A 19,486-nucleotide genomic window follows, 5' to 3' on the forward strand; every position below is an offset into this window, starting at 1 on the left:
CCTCCTAATAAGAAATGCTATTTAATTATTCTAGAGCAGCTGCTCCACCGACAATTTCAGTAATCTCTTGAGTAATTGCAGCCTGACGCGCACGGTTATAGCTTAAGTCTAATGCATTGATTAGATCCTTCGCATTATCCGTAGCATTTTTCATCGCTGTCATACGCGCGGCATGCTCACTAGCTTTACTATCTAATAATGCACCATAGATTAAGCTTTCAGCATACTGAGGTAGCAATACTTTCAAAATTTCTTCAGCGGAAGGCTCAAATTCATACGAAGTTAACTGGTCTGACCCACTAGAAATATCTGTTAGTGGTAAGATTTTTTTCGATGTTACTTCTTGAGTAATTGCGCTGACATAGTGATTGTAATAAATGTATAGCTCATCATATGTTTCATCAGAGAACATACCAACCGTTTTAGTTGTTAAGTCTTTGATTTCAGCAAATGATGGCTGGTCTGCTACGCCGACGATATCGACGATTACATTCATCCCTTTTCCTTTGAAGAAATCAACGGCCATTCTACCAATCGCTATTATCGCAAACTCATCATTAGACTTATGTCTTTGTTGAATTGTTTGGTTAACGGCTTTTAGAACTCTACTGTTAAATGCCCCAGCTAGTCCACGGTCAGATGTAATGACGACATAACCCGTTTTCTTAACCGGACGGCTCACTAACATTGGATGTGATGCATCTGCACTACCAATTGCGATAGACGCTGTTACCTCTTGGATTTTTTCCATATAAGGTACAAATGCTTTTGCATTCATTTCCGCACGAGTCATCTTTGAAGCTGATACCATTTGCATAGCTTTTGTAATTTGACTTGTTTTCTTCGTAGAATTGATTCGGTTCTTTATATCACGTAATGATGCCACAGGTTCTCACCACCCTTATACTTAAGTGTGTTTGATTGGTTAGCGCGTAGGCTGTCCCAATCCTTATATATCATTAGATCCTGTAAAAACAATGCATGAAAAGGCAGGAAGGGACAACGATCCCATCCTGTCTAACTCTGCAATGATTATTCAGAAACCACAAACGTTTTCTTGAATTCGTTAATTGCAGCTGCCATATCTTCATCAGCCGGAAGGCCTTGAGTTGTAGCGATATGGTCAAGCAATTCTTTATGATTTTGATCTAACCAAGTAAGATATTCTTCTTCAAAACGACGGATATCTTCAACTGGAATATCATCAAGGAAACCACGAGTTAACGCATAAAGAATCGCAACTTGCTTTTCTACTTTAAGTGGTTTATTAAGGTCTTGTTTAAGAACCTCAACTGTACGAGCACCACGGTTTAACTTCGCTTGTGTTGCTGCATCTAAATCTGAACCAAATTGAGAGAATGATTCAAGTTCACGGAATGAAGCAAGGTCTAGACGTAATGTACCAGCTACTTTTTTCATTGCCTTGATTTGTGCAGAACCACCAACACGTGATACAGAAAGACCTGCGTTAATCGCTGGACGAACACCAGAGAAGAATAGGTCAGACTGAAGGAAGATTTGTCCGTCAGTGATAGAAATAACGTTTGTTGGAATATAGGCAGAAACGTCACCTGCTTGTGTTTCAATGAAAGGTAGCGCAGTGATTGAACCGGCACCTTTTGCGTCACTTAGTTTAGCTGCACGCTCTAAAAGACGGCTGTGCAAGTAGAATACATCCCCTGGATATGCTTCACGACCTGGAGGACGACGTAATAATAATGAAAGTTCACGGTAAGCAGATGCTTGTTTTGTTAAGTCATCATAAACAACTAGTACATGTTTACCGTTATACATGAACTCTTCACCCATTGCTACCCCAGCGTATGGTGCTAAGTAAAGTAATGGAGCTGGTTGAGATGCAGATGCAGTTACAACAATCGTGTAATCTAGTGCACCTGTTTTACGTAATGTTTCAACAGCATTACGTACAGTTGATTCTTTTTGACCAATTGCAACATAGATACAAATCATATCTTGGTCAGCTTGGTTTAAAATTGTGTCGATTGCAACAGATGTTTTACCTGTTTGACGGTCCCCGATGATTAACTCACGTTGACCACGACCGATTGGCACTAATGCGTCAATCGCTTTAATACCTGTTTGTAATGGCTCATGTACAGATTTACGATCCATAACACCTGGAGCCGGTCCTTCAATCGGACGAGTTTTTGTTGTATTGATTGGTCCCATTCCATCAACAGGGTGTCCAAGAGGGTTTACAACACGGCCAATAAGTTCTTCACCTACTGGTACCTCCATGATACGTCCTGTGCGGCGTACTTCATCGCCTTCTTTGATCTCTGTGAATGGTCCTAAAATAACAATACCGACGTTACTTTCTTCAAGGTTTTGCGCCATACCCATAACGCCATTCGAAAATTCAACAAGTTCGCCAGCCATGGCGTTATCTAAACCATGAACACGCGCGATACCATCACCTACTGAGATAACTGTACCGACATCACTCACTTGAATTTCCGACTGATAACCTTCAATTTGCTTTTTTATCAGCGCACTGATTTCTTCAGCTTTGATGCTCATGAGTTTCACCCCTATCTACGAATCTTAGCCTAACAATTGTCGCTCAAGTCTATCTAGCTTGCCACGTAAGCTGCCATCGAAAATCTTGTTTCCTATGCGAAGCTTGACACCGCCCAATAAATTTGAATCAACGATATTTTCTATACGAAGGGATTGCTTGCCCACTTTAGCTGCAAATGTTGCAGATAAAGCGTTTCTCTCTTCATCAGTTAAAGGACGAACAGAGTAAACTTTCGCTTCAGCAATTCCTTTTTGCTCATCTGATAGGTCTAAGAAATGCTCGACCATACCTGTGATTTCATCTTCACGATGACGCTCCACCATGATGAGTAAAGTGTTTATCACATATGTGTTAACAGATGCAAAAGCTTCCTTTACGATCTCTTTCTTTTTTTGAATAGAGAGCTTAGGAGTCTTTAGCACTGCTTTAAATTCAGAGTCATGATTCACTACGTCTTTCACTGCACGAAGCTCATCTTCCATTTGGTCAAGAAGCTGATGTTCATTCGCAAGCTGGAATAGAGCTAACGCGTAACGTTTTGCCACTATTGAGCTCGTCATTGCTTCTCGCCTGCCTCTTGAATATATTCGTTAATTAGTTTTTCTTGATCGGCTGCACTTAATTCCTTCTCAATGACTTTCGAAGCAACTAGGACAGATAATGAAGCAACTTGTTCACGAATAGCTGATACAGCTTGTTCTTTTTGCTGCTCGATTTCAAGTTTTGCAGAATTTTTCAAACGATCGCCTTCAGCACGTGCCGCAACAATTATCTCTTCGCGTTGCGCTTCACCTTGCTTTTTCGCGCTTTCAATTAACGTTTGCGCTTCTGTACGCGCTTCTTTTAATAGAAGTTTTTGTTCTTCTAGTAATTTCTTCGCCTCTACACGACTTGCTTCTGCTGCTTCAATTTCACCAGCGATATGTTCTTCACGTTGGTTCATGATTCCCATAAGTGGGCCCCATGCAAACTTTTTAATTAAAGCTAACAAAATGATGAACATAATCAATTGGAAAATGATATCGCCACCATTAAAGCCGCCAGATGCACCTAATACATAACTATCTAATAACACCCTCGATTCACTCCCTTCAAGAGACGTTCACTTAAGGTCAAACTATTTTAAAGTCATTCGATTGAATTTACATAAAGGAAAGGCGAAGGTCCACTTGTGATGATCTTCGCCATTTTACAAATACAAAAAATTAGCCACCGATAACCATGAATGCGATAACTACGCCGATGATCGGAATCGCCTCAACTAACGCTACCCCGATGAACATAGTAGTTTGAAGCATACCACGAGCTTCTGGTTGACGTGCCATACCTTCAACTGTTTTTGAAACGATTAATCCGTTACCAATACCTGCACCAAGTGCTGCTAAACCGATTGCGATTGCTGCTGCTATAAGACCCATTATTTGTTTCCTCCTTAAAATTTTGGAATAAAATTATTTTTAACAAACATGTTTTGTTCATGTAATGAACAGGTATATATTAATGGTCGTGACTCACTTTGTGAGACATATAAACCATTGTTAACATACAGAAAATAAATGCTTGGATAGCACCGATAAATACGGAGAATCCCATCCATAATAATGTTGGTAATACTGCTACAGCCGTTCCTAAGAACCCTGTTGCAAGTGAGCCTGCTAGTAATGTCAGTAGGATTTCCCCTGCATAAATATTACCGTAAAGACGCAAACCAAGTGTTAATGTGTTGGCAAACTCTTCAATGATTTTCAATGGGAACATAAACCACATTGGCTTGAAGAAATCTTTCCCATATTCTTTCAGACCCTTCACTCTCACACCATAATAATGTGAAAGACCTACCACCATCGCTGCTAGTGTAAGCGTTACGACCGGATCAGCTGTTGGTGATTTCCACCATAGCTCGTGGTTATAGGTGACTGCAAATGGAAGTCCTAGCATGTTCGATACAAATACGTACATGATGAGTGTGATTCCAAGTACGTGGAATCTACCACCATCTTTCCATGCCATGTTGCTGTTGATGATGTTCTTAACGAAGTCCATCACCCATTCAAAAAAGTTTTGCATGCCTGTCGGCTTCATTGCTAAACGACGAGTTGAAATGACAGCAATTAAGAAAACTATCGCACTTGCTACTGTTATCATCAAAATATTAGATAAGTTGAAGGTTAACCCCATAAATTTTATCAATGGAGCTCCATGATCCATAAATTATTCACCTCTCTTCCCGCTTTTTACGTAAATGAAAAGATTGAAGAAAAAAATCTATCATAATGACTAAATAGGACGTCATTAATCCCAACACTACACTTATAAGGTGAAAATACGCTGGATACTCCAGTGCGATGATAACTGCCAAAGCGGCAGATGCCATTCGCGACATCGTTCCTAGTGAACGCACCTTTTGCTCTTTCTCTACTGCTTCTCGGAACTGAATCATCTTCCTTACAATTAACCAAAGATTAAAGAAGCTGAGAACGGTTCCCAAAATCAGGCCAAGAAAGATAGATTGATAAGACGTAAAGCCCCAGCCGAGTACAAAGAACGACAACAAGAAAAGCATGTATTTACGTTGTCTACTAAATCTTTCTTGTATTTCCGGCATATTTGTTTATTCTCCTGAAAAAAATTGTTGGATTAAACGAAGCATGGCATAAATGCCCACTGTCAAACCTAGTAATAAACCGATTATTAGAAACAGTGGTTCGGTCTCTAGTAACCGATCGAACCATCTTCCAGCAAAAACACCTAGAAGGATGGCGCCTACTAATTGGGAAAGAATGGCGGACATGAGTGCCATCGCTTTAAAAGGGCGACGGTCATTATGACGCATTAAAACGCATCCTCTCAATCGAGAATGGTAAGAGGTTTTCTGAGGAAAGCAGTATGATAAATCGTCTATTTCATATGATATAAAACTATAAAATCTGCTCATGAAAACCTTATCAATAATACCCTTTGTAAGCATACAATAGGGGCATGTCAATGTCAATGCGTTTAATGGGAATTTCGCCAGTTCTCTTTTGGGCAAAATATGGATGTTCACACTTTTTTCATAAAATCTTCACTAGATTTTTCTTGCAAATTCTGAAAATTTATGCGTTCTTTTCGGCTATTGTTTTTCAATTATAATATTTTTATACTGCTTAATTTCCTATCATTTCTAATTCACCATTAGCCCCAATGAATAAACGGGTCTCTATCCAATCTTCTTGTCCAGATTTGCGAGCAAATACTTTTGCAATATACAAACCAGGTTGTGGTAAATCGCTTATGACTAAATCCTCTTCTACCTGGCCTTTCTTTACATCTTTCTTCCAATCGAGCATGCCTATAAAAGTTAATGAAGTTGAATCGAATAAAGCAATCCCAAACTCTTCAGCTCCACCTGGTAAATATACTTCATAGCGATACGTTTTCTTACTATCACCTTTACCAAAACTAAAGCCCATGACACGGGGATAATCCGGTTCTTCCAATACGTATAAATAAGGAAGCTGAATCGTTTGCTTATTACTATTCAATCGAATCGTACCGTCTGCCAGTTTTTCAGTGAGTTCCTTTGGATTAACGATCATATGTAATCGAATGGTTTTCTTCTCCTTAGGCTCAAGCATAAATGATAATGGTAGACGCCATTCAATCCCCTTTTGTTTTTTCGGGATTTCAAAAGCATAGGACTGCTTTTCATCGGTTGTATTTTCTACCGTAATTTTTGCTACATGGTCATGATGTTGTTCTGATAACTTAAACTTACCAAACTGTATGGACGATGGATAGATTAATGTAGATGTCATTAATGCTTCCTTCAATTGAATCCGGCCCGCACCTTGTTCAAAGGTCCGGTATGGCGTACCATCTTCATTCACCATAGATAAGGCCGTATTCATTAGTGCTGCTTTTACTTGCTCAGGGCGCCATTCAGGATGAGCCTGTATTAACAAAGCGGCTGCCCCTGCCACATGAGGCGCTGCCATACTTGTTCCTTGTAATGGTGTGTACCCACCAGGTACCGTACTATTAATGGCTACTCCTGGTGCAACCACATCAGGTTTTATTTCCCAAGTAGAAGTCACAGGACCCCTTGAGCTAAATTCAGCTAAGATGTCTTTTTCTTCCTTTATCACTGTTTGTCCATATAATCTTTTAGCTTGTGAAAGCTCTTGATTAATCTCTTCCCCATCTTCCTTCGTTAATGACACAACCGGGATATCTAACACCCCATCTAAATTGCCCATGAAGGAGCCCGGTGTATTATTGTAAATGAGCAAAGCAAGTGCTCCTGCTTCCTTGGCATTCTTACTTTTTTCCGTAAAAGTTAATTCCCCTCTCTCCACAATAACTACTTTTCCATTAGCTCCTTTTAATTGCTCCTCTTTCCCAATGCCACCGTTATATAACTCAAATGATTTGTTTAAATCCCACGGAATCGTTCCTTGCAGTGGATACAACTTCATTTCTTTTTTACCAATATGTAAATAAGGTACTTTTAATGTAGGGGTAGAAGCTCCTACAGATATCGCTTTGGCAGCCGTACCCGGTGAGCCAACACTCCAAATGCCAGGCCCTGAATTACCCGATGATGTAACAGCAACAATTCCACTATCGACTGCCTTATTTAAAGCAAGACTAATAGGGAGATCAGGTCCGTTCACATTATTTCCCAATGAAAGATTAATGACATCCACTTTATCTTTCATCGCTTGTTCTATTGCTTGTAACACTTGCTCTGTCGTCCCGCTTCCTCCTGGGCCTAAAGCACGATATGCAATAACCTCTGCTTTTGGTGCCACACCTTTAACTTTTCCGTTGGCTGCAATGATACCTGCCACATGGGTGCCGTGCAATGTATCCAACCGTCCCATATTCACTGTTTCCATCGGATCGTCATCTTGGTCCACGAGGTCTTTCCCACCACCATAACTAATGCGTAAATCTGGATGACGATAATCAATCCCCGTATCAATGACGCCAACCTTAACACCTTCTCCAGTAAGGCGGTGATTATCATCATCAAAATATCCTCTAATAGCCTCTCCACCAATAAGCTGAATATTGTCATTCTCTGCTTGCACAGTATAATTTTTTACGGTCGTAAGGTGATGAATTGTTTGATTCCTTTCTATTTGTGCTAACTTATCATTTGTTGCTTCAACAGAAAACCCTTTTAGGGCATAGTTAAATATGTATCTTATTGCGATACCTTGTGCTTTGAGCTTCTCCTTTTCTACTTGTAAGTCAGCGTCATCACTATAAACGATGATAGCTACTTGTTCTTCTGTTTGAATTTCATCCAAGGAAGGCACAATTAGTTGAGATGAAGACGCAGTCATACCTAACGTACAAGGAAAAAGAAAAAGAATAATAACGAGAATAAATAGATTTTTCTTCATTACGACGCCTCCTTTTTTTGTTAGCGTCTTCGATTTCTAGCTTCCCTATACTACGGAATTTAATGGGAAGCGCAAATAAAAAAGGTGAATACCCTTTTTAAAACTTAGGTAATCACCTTTTTTATTATAGGCCGTTTAAAACCAATGTGTAATGCTGCAGAAATCCTCGAGTTGCCGTGCAGGAAAAATCCGAGGAACTTCGCGAAAAAGCGAGTGTCTAGTGCACAATAAAAAGAATCTAGTATCGTAAGTGAGTTAAAAGCTACAACCATTACGAAAATAGCGTTCTTATATTAAGGGCTTAAATGGAGCTGGCTTCTTTAAACCTTCACGAAAATAATACTTAATGGCCTCTGCAATTCTTTCAGAAGCGTGACCATCCCCGTATGGATTAGAAGCTTTCGACATCGCATTGTACGCCTGTTTACTAGTTAACAGTTTATGAGCGTTTGCATAGATAACTTCTTCATCTGTACCAACGAGTTTCAATGTGCCTGCTTGAATACCTTCAGGGCGTTCTGTTGTATCACGCAACACTAACACAGGCACTCCTAGCGATGGTGCTTCTTCTTGTACACCACCTGAATCAGTTAAAATTAAATGGGCACGCGAGGAAAAATTATGAAAGTCGATCATCCCTAGTGGCTCAATCAAATGAATCCGTGGATGCCCTTGTAAAATTTCATTCGCAACTTCTCTTACAGCAGGGTTTAGGTGAACAGGATATACTAATTGTACATCTTCATGCGTTTCGACAATTTTTTTGATCGCTTTAAACATATGTCTCATCGGCTCGCCAAGATTTTCCCTGCGATGGGCTGTCATCAAGATTAAGCGATCGTCACCAATTTTCTCTAAAATCTCATGCTGATATTCCGGTCGCACTGTTGTTTTTAACGCATCAATCGCCGTATTACCTGTAATGAATATTTGCTCTGCAGATTTATTTTCCCGCAATAGATTATCGGCCGATTTCTCTGTTGGCGAGAAATGAAGATCACTGATTACACCTGTCAGCTGACGATTCATTTCTTCTGGGTAAGGAGAAAATTTGTTCCAAGTGCGTAAGCCTGCCTCCACGTGGCCGACAGTAATCCCGTTATAAAAAGCTGCTAAACTGGCCGCAAATGATGTTGTTGTATCCCCATGAACAAGAACAATGTCTGGTTCAACCTCTTTCATTACTTCATCTAAACCAGACAATACACGGTTTGTCACTTCTACTAACGTTTGTCTTGCTCTCATAATATTTAAATCAAAATCCGGTTCTATTTGAAAAATTTTAAGCACCTGATCAAGCATTTCTCGATGTTGAGCAGTCACTGTAACGATAGAATGAAAGTCTTGTGGGTGCTTGTTGAGCTCAAGAATAAGCGGTGCCATCTTTATCGCTTCAGGTCTTGTTCCAAATATACTCATTACCTTAATCGGTCTTTGCATAAAACACTCGTCCACCTTTCTAAAAGAAGTGCTGGTTGCACTCACCTTCCGACAAACATTTGTCGAACAGATCTTTATCAGATCCACTTAAAGGGAAGCATTCTTGTAAAAAAGCCCGTCCTAGGACGGGCTCATTTTCTATAATTAACTTTATTTTTTTATTTTGTACCGAATAAACGATCTCCCGCATCCCCAAGACCAGGAACGATGTAGCCTTTTTCGTTTAACATTTCATCTAATGCAGCGATATATATATCTACATCTGGATGTGCTTCTTTTAATGCTTCTACCCCTTCAGGTGCAGCAATTAAACACATAAATTTAATGCTTTTTCCACCGCGTTTTTTCAAAGAATTGATTGCTTCAATTGCAGATCCGCCTGTTGCAAGCATTGGATCAACTACAATGAAATCACGCTCTTCAATATCACCAGGGAATTTTGCATAGTACTCAACTGGTTTTAAAGTCTCTGGATCACGATATAAGCCAACATGACCTACTTTAGCTGCAGGGATTAATTTCAAAATACCGTCTACCATCCCAATACCTGCACGTAAAATCGGCACAATTCCCATTTTCTTTCCAGAAAGAACTTTTGAATTTGTTTTTTGAACAGGTGTATCTATTTCAATTTCTTCTAAAGGCATATCTCTCGTGATTTCGAAAGCCATCAAAGTTGATACTTCATCAACGAGTTCACGGAATTCTTTCGTACCTGTATTTTTTTCACGAATGTATGTAAGCTTATGTTGGATTAATGGATGATCGAAAACATATACTTTTGCCATAAATATCTCTCCTTTTACTGATTGTACAAATCACACTTCGTACTATTTTACAGAAAAAATGTTTGTGGGGCAACTACGATTCTTGACATAGAAACATTTATTTCCATTGGAAGAAAAGAAAATGTAGAAGATGCTTTTAGAACATTCGTTATAGTTGGCATAACTTAACAAAAATCCAGCCCTCAAGCGAAGGCTGGATAAACTAGATGATTATCTTTCTGGATATAAAATAAATTTGCTTGTTAATGCTTCTACTCGTTGTGAAGCTTTAGCTAACTTTTCTTCGTCTTCCGCATTTTTCAACGTGAACGCGATAATAGAAGCAATCTCTTCCATATCGTTCTTTGCAAATCCACGAGAAGTAACTGCTGCTGTACCAATACGTATACCACTTGTCACAAATGGGCTTTCTGGATCAAATGGAATTGTATTTTTATTAACCGTAATACCTACTTCATCAAGTACTTTTTCTGCTACTTTACCCGTTAAACCTAATGAACGAACATCTACAAGTAAAAGATGGTTATCTGTTCCACCAGATACTAAGTCGATGCCTTCTTTTTTAAGTGACTCTGCTAAATGCTTAGCATTTGTGATAATGCTTTCCGCATATTCTTTAAAGCTATCTTCTAATGCTTCTCCGAAAGCTACAGCTTTAGCGGCAATGACATGCATTAATGGACCACCTTGAATACCTGGGAAAATCGATTTATCGATTTTTTTCGCAAATTCTTCTTTACAAAGAATCATACCACCACGTGGACCTCTTAATGTTTTATGAGTTGTTGTTGTCACGAAATCAGCGTATGGTACTGGATTAGGGTGAAGACCAGCTGCCACTAAGCCCGCAATATGAGCCATATCGACCATTAAATAAGCGCCAACCTCATCTGCAATTTCACGGAAACGCTTGAAGTCAATCACACGAGGATACGCACTTGCACCTGCTACAATTAGCTTCGGTTTATGCTCTTTCGCTTTTGCTAATACATCATCGTAATTGATGGTATGAGATGTTTCGTCTACACCATATTCAACGAAATTATATTGGACACCACTAAAGTTTACAGGACTCCCGTGCGTTAAGTGGCCACCGTGGGATAGATTCATACCAAGGACAGTATCTCCTTGTTCTAAAATCGTGAAGTACACTGCCATGTTTGCTTGCGCACCTGAATGAGGCTGAACATTCGCATGCTCGGCTCCAAAGATTTGCTTCGCGCGATCTCTAGCTAAATCTTCCACTACATCAACATGCTCACAGCCACCATAGTAACGACGACCAGGATACCCTTCAGCATATTTATTCGTGAGAACAGATCCTTGTGCCTCCATTACCGCCTCTGACACAAAGTTCTCTGAAGCGATTAATTCAATCTTACTTCTCTGACGTCCTAATTCATCTTGAATTGATTTGAAAACTTGCTCGTCCTGCTGCGCTAAATGCTTCATACAATAATCCTCCCTTATCTCTACCACACTATCAAAAATGAATAGCTATTATGAAAATTCTCCTTTATTCTATCATGTTTTTTCGGGAGGATACAGGCAAGCTTACTGTTTATTAAGAGAAAAAAATTATCCATATTAACGGAAAACGGTTACATGTAAATGATTATGAAATGTAGGGTAAAGTTGGTATTTTCGAATAAAAGTTATGCAGAAATAATTAGGTACATACGTCATTTATCTACTTATCGCTAGCGGCGCATTATCAGACAATGACTATTTTTATTGGTAGACCGCTCTTTCTCCCCCAATCAACTTCGGCCTAGTCGTTGCTAATGTGACGTGTGCACCACCTACTTCTTTTAATGAAAGACGAATAGGTACAACCACATGCTTCAAGTGCATGCCAATGAAGGTATCACCGATATCTATCCCTGCATCAGCTTTTATATGCTCGACTACAACAGGGGCATCGAAATGTTGAAACGCATAAGTCGCCATCGCACCACCCGCTTTTCGGATTGGCACAACACTCACCTCTTCTAAGTTATACTTCTTAGCGGATGCTCGTTCGAGAACAATGGCGCGATTTAAATGCTCACAGCATTGAAAAGCGATTTGAACATTTGTTTGTTTTTGTAAGTTCATTAGTTCTGAAAAGATGAATTCAGCCACATCCTCTGAACCAGCCGTGCCGATATGATTACTCATCACTTCACTCGTACTACAGCCAATAACAATTAATTTGTCTTCGTTAAGTGATACTTTTTGTGTAAACTCTGTTAAAATATCCCGCCATTGTTGTTTTAACTCTTCCATCATCATATGCTCCCTCTCTTCTCAAGATAAAAAAGATGCATATGTCTTCCTTCCTTTCATGAAGTCAACATATGCAACAAAGTTTTATAAATTTTCTTTTTCGTATTGATCTATCTTCCCAATACGGTTTTGATGACGACCGCCTTCATAATCCGTGCCAAGCCATACTTGGGCAATCTCTCTTGCAAGCCCTGGGCCAATGACTCTTTCTCCCATCGCTAACATATTACTATCATTATGCTGTCTTGTTGCTTTCGCACTGAAAGTATCATGAACAAGCGCACAGCGAATGCCTTTCACTTTATTGGCTGCTATAGACATCCCAATCCCTGTCCCACAAACGAGAATACCTTTATCAAATTCACCGCTCGCTACTTTTTCAGCAACCGGCAAAGCATAATCAGGGTAATCTACAGAAGTACTACACTCACAACCAAAATCTTCATATTCAATATTGAGTTCTTCTAATAATGACTTTATTTCCGCACGAATGTTTAATCCACCGTGATCTGATGCAATTGCAACTTTCATTTTTTATGCCTCCAATCAAACTTGATTGTATGATTATCACTTTATTCTGACACAAAATTTAAAAATTATAAAGATGCAATTACTTTTCAGTTGGGTAGGCTACACTTTAAATTTATTCATATCTGTTTTTAACTGGTTGGCTTGCTCTTGTAATTCTTTTACTAGTATGTCGACTGTATCAATCACAGATGTTTGAGCCTCAGTTGAAGCAGCAACTTGTTGTGCACCGGCAGACGTTTCCTCCGCAATCGCTGCTACTTGTTGCGATTGAGCTGAAGTTTCCTGCATAGCATGCATTTGTTTATCTACTAAATCTTTAATCATGGTCACTGCAGCATTCATTTGATCTACAGTTTGCGTCATCTCTTCAATGACGGCATGTGTCTCGGTCCCTTTTTGTGCTTCTTGATTAGCAGACTCCACTTGATTGGAAATTTGACTGACCACATTACGCACTTCTTCTTGAATATTTTTAATTAATTCCGATATTCCTTGCACAGCTTTCGCACTTTCATCAGCCAACTTACGCACTTCTTCGGCTACCACAGCAAAGCCCTTACCATGCTCTCCTGCTCTCGCCGCTTCAATAGAAGCATTTAATGCTAATAAGTTTGTTTGCGTGGCAATATCGCCAACAAGTTGGATAATTTGTTCTACTTTGACTGCATTTTCTTCTAAAATTTTTACAGTCTCTAACGATTTCTGATTACCTACTGCTAGTTTTTCTATTCCAGAAATAAGTGAATGCATGGCATGTTTGGATTTATTCAGATCACCGAAAAGCTCTTCAGATACTTGCTCAGATTGCTTTGCCTGCACCTGAACTTCTTCAGCAATTCGAATGACTTCATCAACAAGTTCGGCAACAGACTGAGTTGCGACCGCTGAGTTTTCTGCTCCTTGAGATATTTCTGAGATAGTTGTAGCAATTGCTTCAGCTTGCTCATTAGCAACCGAAGACTCCGCGGAAATTTCGTGCACTTTTTTATTTGTCATAGCAAAGTTCTCATCAATTCGTTCAATCATTTCTCTTAAACTCGTTAGCATTTGATTAAAGGCTAATCCTAAAGAACGTATTTCATCATCCGAACGCGAAACCTGTGCCTTTTCTTGTAAATTACCATTCGCTGCTTTTATAGCAGAATGCTCTAAGTCTTTAAGTGGTTTTGTAATAAGCCCTGCTGCAATAAATGCTAAGATCGCAGACCAAATCGCTCCAAGCAAAAGAACAATAATCGTAAAAAATTCTTTACTTATCGGCACATTTCCCATTAAAGGATATACGAACTGAATACATATCGCACTTATTGAGTATGTAATAACGGCTAATACTGAGATGAGAAGAACCAATTTTTTTCTTAAACTAAATTTCATCTTACGCGTCTCCATGATTGCCCCCTACTTCAACCTGTTCATCTTTGTTTATCTTGATTACTATCTTTTAATACTTCTGCTATTTTTTTTATGCTTCCATGTAGTTCATGATAGGTTTCTTTATATTGTTGCAACGTCCCACCGAATGGATCAATGATATCTTCTTGTTTACCATCATAAGCAAACTCTTTTATTAGAAAAACTTTTCCCATAGCATTAGGAAAATGTGATAAAATCGCATGTTTATGTCCATTTGTCATCACTAATATATGTGTCGCCCATTGAATAAGCTCTTCATTCAATTGAGCTGATTGATGATTGATGCTTATGCCTTCTTCTTTTAAAACTTGAGATGTATAAGCAGATGCAGGTCCACCTTGACTTGCAAAAATGCCCGCAGATTTCACCTTTACATCTGGAATGTCTATATGACGTAATATCGCTTCAGCCATGGGGCTTCGACATGTGTTACCTGTACAAATAAATAAAACGTGAGCCATAAAGCTCGCCTCCTTCTCTTACATTATAATCCAAAACTCCTATTTGATATAGACAAAATAAGGTGTCTATCACCGACATATTTCGACAATTTTAAGAATTTTTTGTCGAAACACATCAATAATACGCACCTTAACTGATTTTTATTAGGAAATTTTAACCATATTACATGAATAACATTTTGACGCCAAAAGCAAAAAGAATCGCCCCTCCAAGTGTCTCACTATATTTACCGAACCACCCTTGCATTCTTCTTCCTATCATTAATCCTGCCCAAGTAAGAACCATGGCAATCACACCAAATAATGTAAGAACAAGAGCCGCTTTTGCCCCCAACACACCTAATGTAAGCCCAACTGAAAAGCTGTCTAAACTTACACTTAAAGCAAAAATTAATAAGCCAAAACCAACAGGGGTCAACAGACTTTCTTTTTCAGCCTTTAAGCTTGACCAGAACATTTGCAGGCCTAAAAGCATCAACAAACCGGCACCAATATAGGCAGCAATCTCACTAAAATAAACTGATAAAAACTTCCCTGCCATCATTCCTAACAATGGCATGATGACATGAAATACTCCAATCGTAAAGCCTATATATAATATTTGCCGATACCTTAATTTGTACATCCCCATACCTAATCCAACTGAAAATGCATCCATTCCTAAGGCAAACGCCATTAAACTTAAAGTTAAGACTTCACCTACTAACAACGTCATCTCTTTAGCCTCCTCGGGACTTGCTCTTTTGAAGATATGCATGTCCAAGGAGAATTAGAATTGTTTTTTTAGGCGAAAACAAAACTGCTTCGATAGATCGAAATATGATGGTTGCAAAAATCTCAGCGCATCTCTATAGGCTAGGGATGTAGTTACGCGGCAGGATAATGCAAAGTGCATACATATGGGGATTTTTTGTATGCTTGTTTTGCCATAAGAGGACTCACAATTAAGGCAGGTTCTTTCTGTTTTCATAGTGATTTTCACTAGCGAAGATGCATCAATAGAGTTGATTGCCGGCGGATATCGTGTAGTGCAGAAGGAAACCACCGTTGTTTATGGATGCTGAAATGTACATTATTTGCAGGGTAAATCATTTTTAGTAGGGCTTTTCGCGAGTGATTTTGGATGAGATTTCTTTTTTAGTCGTGGATTTGCCTCTTTTCGCGACTTATCATTGGCGGGTCTCTTTTTTTAGTCGCGATCCTTGGCTTTTTGCGACTTATAAAGAGTGTCTCTGCTTTTTTAGTCGCGGATTTGACCTTTTCACGACTTATCATAGTTGGTTCTCCTTTTTTAGTCGCGATTCTTGCCTTTCTGCGACTTATAAAGAGTGTCTCTGCTTTTTTAGTCGCGGATTTGACCTTTTCACGACTGATCATAGACGGTTCTCCTTTTTTAGTCGCGATTCTTGCCTTTCTGCGACTTATAAAGAGTTTCACTGCTTTTTTAGTCGCGGATTTGACCTTTTCACGACTGATCATAGACCGGTCTCTTTTTTTAGTCGCGATTCTTGCCTTTTTGCGACTTATTAAGAGTTTCACCGCTTTTTTAGTCGCGGATTTCCTCTTTTTATGAGCTGTCAAGGACAGATTTTCTTTTTTACGCACAAAATAAAAAAGCTCCGCTCATAAGTAATACAATCGGAATATGATCATTTTACCCACACAGCTTACCGGATTTCTGCTGAAATAGCACGCTATAAGAATCATTTAAAAAAACTGAGCCTCTGTTTTTAGCTTCTAAGGTGAAAAGGGATAACAAATCAGAACCTGAACAATTTTTTGTTCAGGTTCTGAAACACTCATTCCCAAGTCTACTTATAATTGAATGCGCCTATGGCCTGCAGCTTTCTCTAAGCGATTCATAATCGCCACACCGACACCTTCATATGGGAAAACCTCACCTAAAATGATATCGACATTCTCATGATTAAATGCTCTCAATGCATAGTATAAACCTGCAGCCACGGTATCTAGCGTTTCCCGCGCTCCCATAGAAAGAACAACATCCGTTTCATAGAAATCTTTATTTTCATCTGTTGTCAGTACACCTACTCGCAGTCCTTCTGCCCTTTTTTCATTGATCAATTGTTGCAACTGTATCGGAGTTGAATCGACTAATGTTAATGGTGCATCTGGTGCGTAATGTGTATATTTCATACCAGGCGATTTTGGTTTGGCTTGTTGATTATGTAGCGCGGGATCTAATTTTACCTCACCTATCACCGCAATTATCTGTTCCTTGGTCACACCACCCGGCCGTAAAATAACAGGTATCTCTTCTGTGCAATCAATTACGGTTGACTCCACACCAACACCAGTGGCTCCTCCGTCTACCAGACCAGCAATTTTTCCTTCTAAATCTTCCCACACGTGATCCGCTGTTGTTGGACTCGGTCTTCCTGAGCTATTTGCACTTGGAGCAGCTATTGGTAAATCCGTTTGGGCAAGAATGGCTAATGCTACAGGATGATCAGGCATACGGAAGCCAACAGTTTTTAATCCTGCTGTTGCTAAATCAGAAAGGCTACCCTTTTTTTTCTTAAGAATTATCGTTAATGGCCCTGGCCAAAAGGCATTCATCAATTGTTCTGCCTTTAATGGTATCTCTTCAGCCAGTTCCTGCAGTTGCATTCTCTTTGCTATATGAATAATTAAGGGATTATCTGCCGGTCTTCCTTTGGCAGCAAAGATCTTCTCTACGGCACCGTCACTCTTTGCATTCCCACCTAACCCATATACGGTTTCAGTTGGAAAAGCAACAACCTCATTTTCTTTAAGTAAATCAGAGGCTTGGACAATTTGTGGGTAACTATTCAAATTATCCACATTATTATCCACTGACCATCTAATTGTTTTCATTGTTATCCACCTTCAATATCTTTCATTCTAAATAGGAGAAATCCCCCTATTTTCAGTCTATCATCTAAGACAGTATAAAAGAAGCAAGGTGATAACTCAAGGTATTATCCACAAATTGTGAATAAACACATCGTTTTTGTGTATAACTTTGTGGATATATCCACATTATTCGAGTGAATATTTTAAAAAGAAAGAGTTATCCACAGATTGGACATTTTTAATATGTTCTTTTTCTACTAAAAATGTTGGCAATTCCGATTTATCCACTTGTTGAAAACCCATTAATAAAAATAATTGTAGTGTACTTTTGCGATTTGACCCTAAATATACTGTGGATAACCCTTTTTCTTTTGCTAATAGAAAAATTTGTTGCAATAAATACAATAAATCTGTCTGCACGGTTGTTTCTGACTTCATAACAAGCGAGCGTAACAAACCAACCGTATCATAAGGTTCGATGCCAATTGTCGCTTTTATTTCTCCCTCTTCATCTTCCATAATTAAAAAGTAATCAATTAAGTCCGCTACACCTTCCGATCGAACTGACGCTTCTGTTAAAAATTTCATGAGCTCGTTTTCATCTTGCTTCTGTGCAACTCTTACAATACTTGTTTTCATTCACTTCACCCTCTACCTCATTTTATAGTCTATGAATATGAGTTAATTGAAATTGATAGAACTAAAAATTTGCTAGAGTTAAAATATTATCCGAATAGCTTATCCCATATCTCTGCTAAAAAGAATTTTACTTCCACTTCTTCTTCATCTTGTTCACCTGCATAAACAGGATCTTCTTCTTTTTCGGTCATTTCTTCTTCTACGTTCTCTTCTTCCACTACTAATTCTTCCTCTTGCTGTTCTTCATCACTAAACCCTTCGCTCACAGCCACACCATTTGAAAAATCAAGAAAGCATAATGGTGGAAATAAAACACACCACCAGTTCGCACCGTCTCCTTCACCAAGCGTAATTAGAATCGCTTCATACTCACCAGCAGGGTATAAAAACTGGCCATAAAGTTTCGTCGGAAAATCTACTTTATCAAACTCCGTCTTAACTGTTTGTTTAGAGCCTGCTTCAGCTACTACTCGTTCGGCTATTTTTTGGATTTCTGGTAATTTTGATTGAATCAATGCTCTTGCTTCTTCTAAAGAGGTTAAATCGGATACCCACTCTGTTATATTTGCATTTACTTCGTCTCTCACCGCACGTTTAATCTTTTGATCTTTCTCCATATCGCTATTCGCTAGAATTCTTAAACGGATCGCTTCGTTAGGAATGACTAGTGATTCATCAGCCACTACCTCTGTTTGCGGTATATATAAACTAAATAAAGTACCTAATGATAAAATTAAGATATATAAGTTCACAATCGATTTCGTTTTCATCTTCCTGCACCATCCCTTCACTATCCACAGTGTGGTCAGAAAGAGAACATCTTAAACTATTAAAATTAAAAAGTTATAAAAATAAGAAGGCAAGATAGACTAAATTTAGATGGTGAACGGATTAAGTTAACATGTACAAAGCGTTACTTTGTTTATAATCCATACATATGTCCATGGCGAGTCTTTTTCTTTTATAATGGGAGAAGCTTGCAGAAAGTATCTTTGGGGATTTTTAAATTTTTACGACTGTTAGCTTTTTTTACCGAGGACAGTTCACTTTACAACGCTCTCACTCTTGGACGTTTCACCAAGTGCCGTCATTTTTCTTTTTCCACCGCTCTCGGTTCCTATTTCCTTACCGAGAGCGGTGGTTTCAATCAGTTCCTAATGCTATAAATCCTCA

21 protein-coding genes are annotated in these 19,486 nt (G+C 38.9%); all 21 read right to left on the reverse strand.

Annotated features, from left to right (window positions below):
* Window positions 1–25: 25 nt before the first annotated feature.
* Window positions 26–886: a F0F1 ATP synthase subunit gamma gene (locus MKX78_RS22270; RefSeq protein WP_095371593.1), complete on the reverse strand. Its 861-nt coding sequence runs from the start codon at window positions 884–886 to the stop codon at window positions 26–28.
* Between the two features lie 146 nt (window positions 887–1,032).
* Complete coding sequence (gene atpA / locus MKX78_RS22275) at window positions 1,033–2,541, reverse strand: F0F1 ATP synthase subunit alpha (RefSeq protein WP_095371592.1); 1,509 nt, start codon at window positions 2,539–2,541, stop codon at window positions 1,033–1,035.
* A gap of 24 nt (window positions 2,542–2,565) precedes the next feature.
* A complete protein-coding gene (locus tag MKX78_RS22280) occupies window positions 2,566–3,102 on the reverse strand; it encodes a F0F1 ATP synthase subunit delta (RefSeq protein ID WP_095371591.1) in 537 nt (178 codons plus the stop codon).
* On the reverse strand, window positions 3,099–3,617 hold the full coding sequence (locus tag MKX78_RS22285) for a F0F1 ATP synthase subunit B (protein ID WP_095371590.1): 519 nt from the start codon (window positions 3,615–3,617) through the stop codon (window positions 3,099–3,101). The genes MKX78_RS22280 and MKX78_RS22285 overlap by 4 nt, the downstream gene beginning before the upstream one ends.
* A gap of 130 nt (window positions 3,618–3,747) precedes the next feature.
* Window positions 3,748–3,960, reverse strand: coding sequence for a F0F1 ATP synthase subunit C (gene atpE / locus MKX78_RS22290; protein WP_095371589.1), 213 nt, complete (start codon window positions 3,958–3,960; stop codon window positions 3,748–3,750).
* Between the two features lie 79 nt (window positions 3,961–4,039).
* The gene (gene atpB, locus MKX78_RS22295; protein ID WP_095371588.1) at window positions 4,040–4,750 is read right to left on the reverse strand and encodes a F0F1 ATP synthase subunit A; all 711 of its coding nucleotides are present in this window, start codon (window positions 4,748–4,750) and stop codon (window positions 4,040–4,042) included.
* A gap of 7 nt (window positions 4,751–4,757) precedes the next feature.
* Window positions 4,758–5,147, reverse strand: a complete 390-nt coding sequence (locus MKX78_RS22300) for an ATP synthase subunit I (RefSeq protein ID WP_095371587.1) — start codon at window positions 5,145–5,147, stop codon at window positions 4,758–4,760.
* 6 nt (window positions 5,148–5,153) lie between these two features.
* Window positions 5,154–5,375 (reverse strand): AtpZ/AtpI family protein, encoded by a 222-nt coding sequence (locus tag MKX78_RS22305; RefSeq protein WP_095371586.1) that lies wholly within the window; start codon window positions 5,373–5,375, stop codon window positions 5,154–5,156.
* Between the two features lie 313 nt (window positions 5,376–5,688).
* Window positions 5,689–7,935: a S8 family serine peptidase gene (locus tag MKX78_RS22310; protein WP_341052477.1), complete on the reverse strand. Its 2,247-nt coding sequence runs from the start codon at window positions 7,933–7,935 to the stop codon at window positions 5,689–5,691.
* A gap of 288 nt (window positions 7,936–8,223) precedes the next feature.
* On the reverse strand, window positions 8,224–9,375 hold the full coding sequence (gene wecB / locus MKX78_RS22315) for a non-hydrolyzing UDP-N-acetylglucosamine 2-epimerase (protein ID WP_341052479.1): 1,152 nt from the start codon (window positions 9,373–9,375) through the stop codon (window positions 8,224–8,226).
* A gap of 158 nt (window positions 9,376–9,533) precedes the next feature.
* Window positions 9,534–10,163: a uracil phosphoribosyltransferase gene (gene upp / locus MKX78_RS22320; RefSeq protein WP_095371583.1), complete on the reverse strand. Its 630-nt coding sequence runs from the start codon at window positions 10,161–10,163 to the stop codon at window positions 9,534–9,536.
* A gap of 210 nt (window positions 10,164–10,373) precedes the next feature.
* Complete coding sequence (glyA, locus tag MKX78_RS22325; RefSeq protein WP_341052481.1) at window positions 10,374–11,615, reverse strand: serine hydroxymethyltransferase; 1,242 nt, start codon at window positions 11,613–11,615, stop codon at window positions 10,374–10,376.
* 279 nt (window positions 11,616–11,894) lie between these two features.
* Window positions 11,895–12,437, reverse strand: coding sequence for a TIGR01440 family protein (locus MKX78_RS22330; RefSeq protein WP_341052482.1), 543 nt, complete (start codon window positions 12,435–12,437; stop codon window positions 11,895–11,897).
* Window positions 12,438–12,515: 78 nt separating this feature from the next.
* Window positions 12,516–12,962 (reverse strand): ribose 5-phosphate isomerase B, encoded by a 447-nt coding sequence (rpiB, locus tag MKX78_RS22335; protein ID WP_095371580.1) that lies wholly within the window; start codon window positions 12,960–12,962, stop codon window positions 12,516–12,518.
* Window positions 12,963–13,061: 99 nt separating this feature from the next.
* Window positions 13,062–14,351 carry a methyl-accepting chemotaxis protein gene (locus MKX78_RS22340; RefSeq protein ID WP_307318200.1) on the reverse strand — a complete coding sequence of 430 codons (1,290 nt, stop codon included), beginning with the start codon at window positions 14,349–14,351 and terminating at the stop codon, window positions 13,062–13,064.
* Window positions 14,352–14,374: 23 nt separating this feature from the next.
* On the reverse strand, window positions 14,375–14,836 hold the full coding sequence (locus tag MKX78_RS22345; protein WP_307318198.1) for a low molecular weight protein arginine phosphatase: 462 nt from the start codon (window positions 14,834–14,836) through the stop codon (window positions 14,375–14,377).
* Window positions 14,837–14,999: 163 nt separating this feature from the next.
* The gene (locus tag MKX78_RS22350) at window positions 15,000–15,551 is read right to left on the reverse strand and encodes a manganese efflux pump MntP (RefSeq protein WP_341052484.1); all 552 of its coding nucleotides are present in this window, start codon (window positions 15,549–15,551) and stop codon (window positions 15,000–15,002) included.
* Window positions 15,552–15,973: 422 nt separating this feature from the next.
* Complete coding sequence (locus MKX78_RS22355) at window positions 15,974–16,315, reverse strand: hypothetical protein (protein WP_341052486.1); 342 nt, start codon at window positions 16,313–16,315, stop codon at window positions 15,974–15,976.
* Window positions 16,316–16,651: 336 nt separating this feature from the next.
* Window positions 16,652–17,695: an L-threonylcarbamoyladenylate synthase gene (locus MKX78_RS22360; RefSeq protein ID WP_340976843.1), complete on the reverse strand. Its 1,044-nt coding sequence runs from the start codon at window positions 17,693–17,695 to the stop codon at window positions 16,652–16,654.
* A 165-nt stretch (window positions 17,696–17,860) separates the two neighbouring features.
* Window positions 17,861–18,313: a GNAT family N-acetyltransferase gene (locus tag MKX78_RS22365; RefSeq protein ID WP_095371574.1), complete on the reverse strand. Its 453-nt coding sequence runs from the start codon at window positions 18,311–18,313 to the stop codon at window positions 17,861–17,863.
* Window positions 18,314–18,399: 86 nt separating this feature from the next.
* On the reverse strand, window positions 18,400–19,083 hold the full coding sequence (gene spoIIR, locus MKX78_RS22370) for a stage II sporulation protein R (RefSeq protein ID WP_095371573.1): 684 nt from the start codon (window positions 19,081–19,083) through the stop codon (window positions 18,400–18,402).
* Window positions 19,084–19,486 lie beyond the last annotated feature (403 nt).

The sequence above is a fragment of the Cytobacillus sp. FSL R5-0569 genome (assembly GCF_038007265.1).
Classification (GTDB): Bacteria; Bacillota; Bacilli; order Bacillales; family Cytobacillaceae; genus Cytobacillus; species Cytobacillus kochii.

Coding starts and splice junctions, on each gene's coding strand:
- atpA (WP_095371592.1), bottom strand. CDS start 2,541: ATGAGCATCAAAGCTGAAGAAATCAGTGCGCTGATAAAAAAGCAAATT.
- MKX78_RS22280 (WP_095371591.1), bottom strand. CDS start 3,102: ATGACGAGCTCAATAGTGGCAAAACGTTACGCGTTAGCTCTATTCCAG.
- atpE (WP_095371589.1), bottom strand. CDS start 3,960: ATGGGTCTTATAGCAGCAGCAATCGCAATCGGTTTAGCAGCACTTGGT.
- atpB (WP_095371588.1), bottom strand. CDS start 4,750: ATGGATCATGGAGCTCCATTGATAAAATTTATGGGGTTAACCTTCAAC.
- MKX78_RS22300 (WP_095371587.1), bottom strand. CDS start 5,147: ATGCCGGAAATACAAGAAAGATTTAGTAGACAACGTAAATACATGCTT.
- MKX78_RS22305 (WP_095371586.1), bottom strand. CDS start 5,375: ATGCGTCATAATGACCGTCGCCCTTTTAAAGCGATGGCACTCATGTCC.
- MKX78_RS22310 (WP_341052477.1), bottom strand. CDS start 7,935: ATGAAGAAAAATCTATTTATTCTCGTTATTATTCTTTTTCTTTTTCCT.
- wecB (WP_341052479.1), bottom strand. CDS start 9,375: ATGCAAAGACCGATTAAGGTAATGAGTATATTTGGAACAAGACCTGAA.
- upp (WP_095371583.1), bottom strand. CDS start 10,163: ATGGCAAAAGTATATGTTTTCGATCATCCATTAATCCAACATAAGCTT.
- glyA (WP_341052481.1), bottom strand. CDS start 11,615: ATGAAGCATTTAGCGCAGCAGGACGAGCAAGTTTTCAAATCAATTCAA.
- MKX78_RS22330 (WP_341052482.1), bottom strand. CDS start 12,437: ATGATGATGGAAGAGTTAAAACAACAATGGCGGGATATTTTAACAGAG.
- rpiB (WP_095371580.1), bottom strand. CDS start 12,962: ATGAAAGTTGCAATTGCATCAGATCACGGTGGATTAAACATTCGTGCG.
- MKX78_RS22340 (WP_307318200.1), bottom strand. CDS start 14,351: ATGGAGACGCGTAAGATGAAATTTAGTTTAAGAAAAAAATTGGTTCTT.
- MKX78_RS22345 (WP_307318198.1), bottom strand. CDS start 14,836: ATGGCTCACGTTTTATTTATTTGTACAGGTAACACATGTCGAAGCCCC.
- MKX78_RS22350 (WP_341052484.1), bottom strand. CDS start 15,551: ATGACGTTGTTAGTAGGTGAAGTCTTAACTTTAAGTTTAATGGCGTTT.
- MKX78_RS22355 (WP_341052486.1), bottom strand. CDS start 16,315: ATGATCAGTCGTGAAAAGGTCAAATCCGCGACTAAAAAAGCAGTGAAA.
- MKX78_RS22360 (WP_340976843.1), bottom strand. CDS start 17,695: ATGAAAACAATTAGATGGTCAGTGGATAATAATGTGGATAATTTGAAT.
- MKX78_RS22365 (WP_095371574.1), bottom strand. CDS start 18,313: ATGAAAACAAGTATTGTAAGAGTTGCACAGAAGCAAGATGAAAACGAG.
- spoIIR (WP_095371573.1), bottom strand. CDS start 19,083: ATGAAAACGAAATCGATTGTGAACTTATATATCTTAATTTTATCATTA.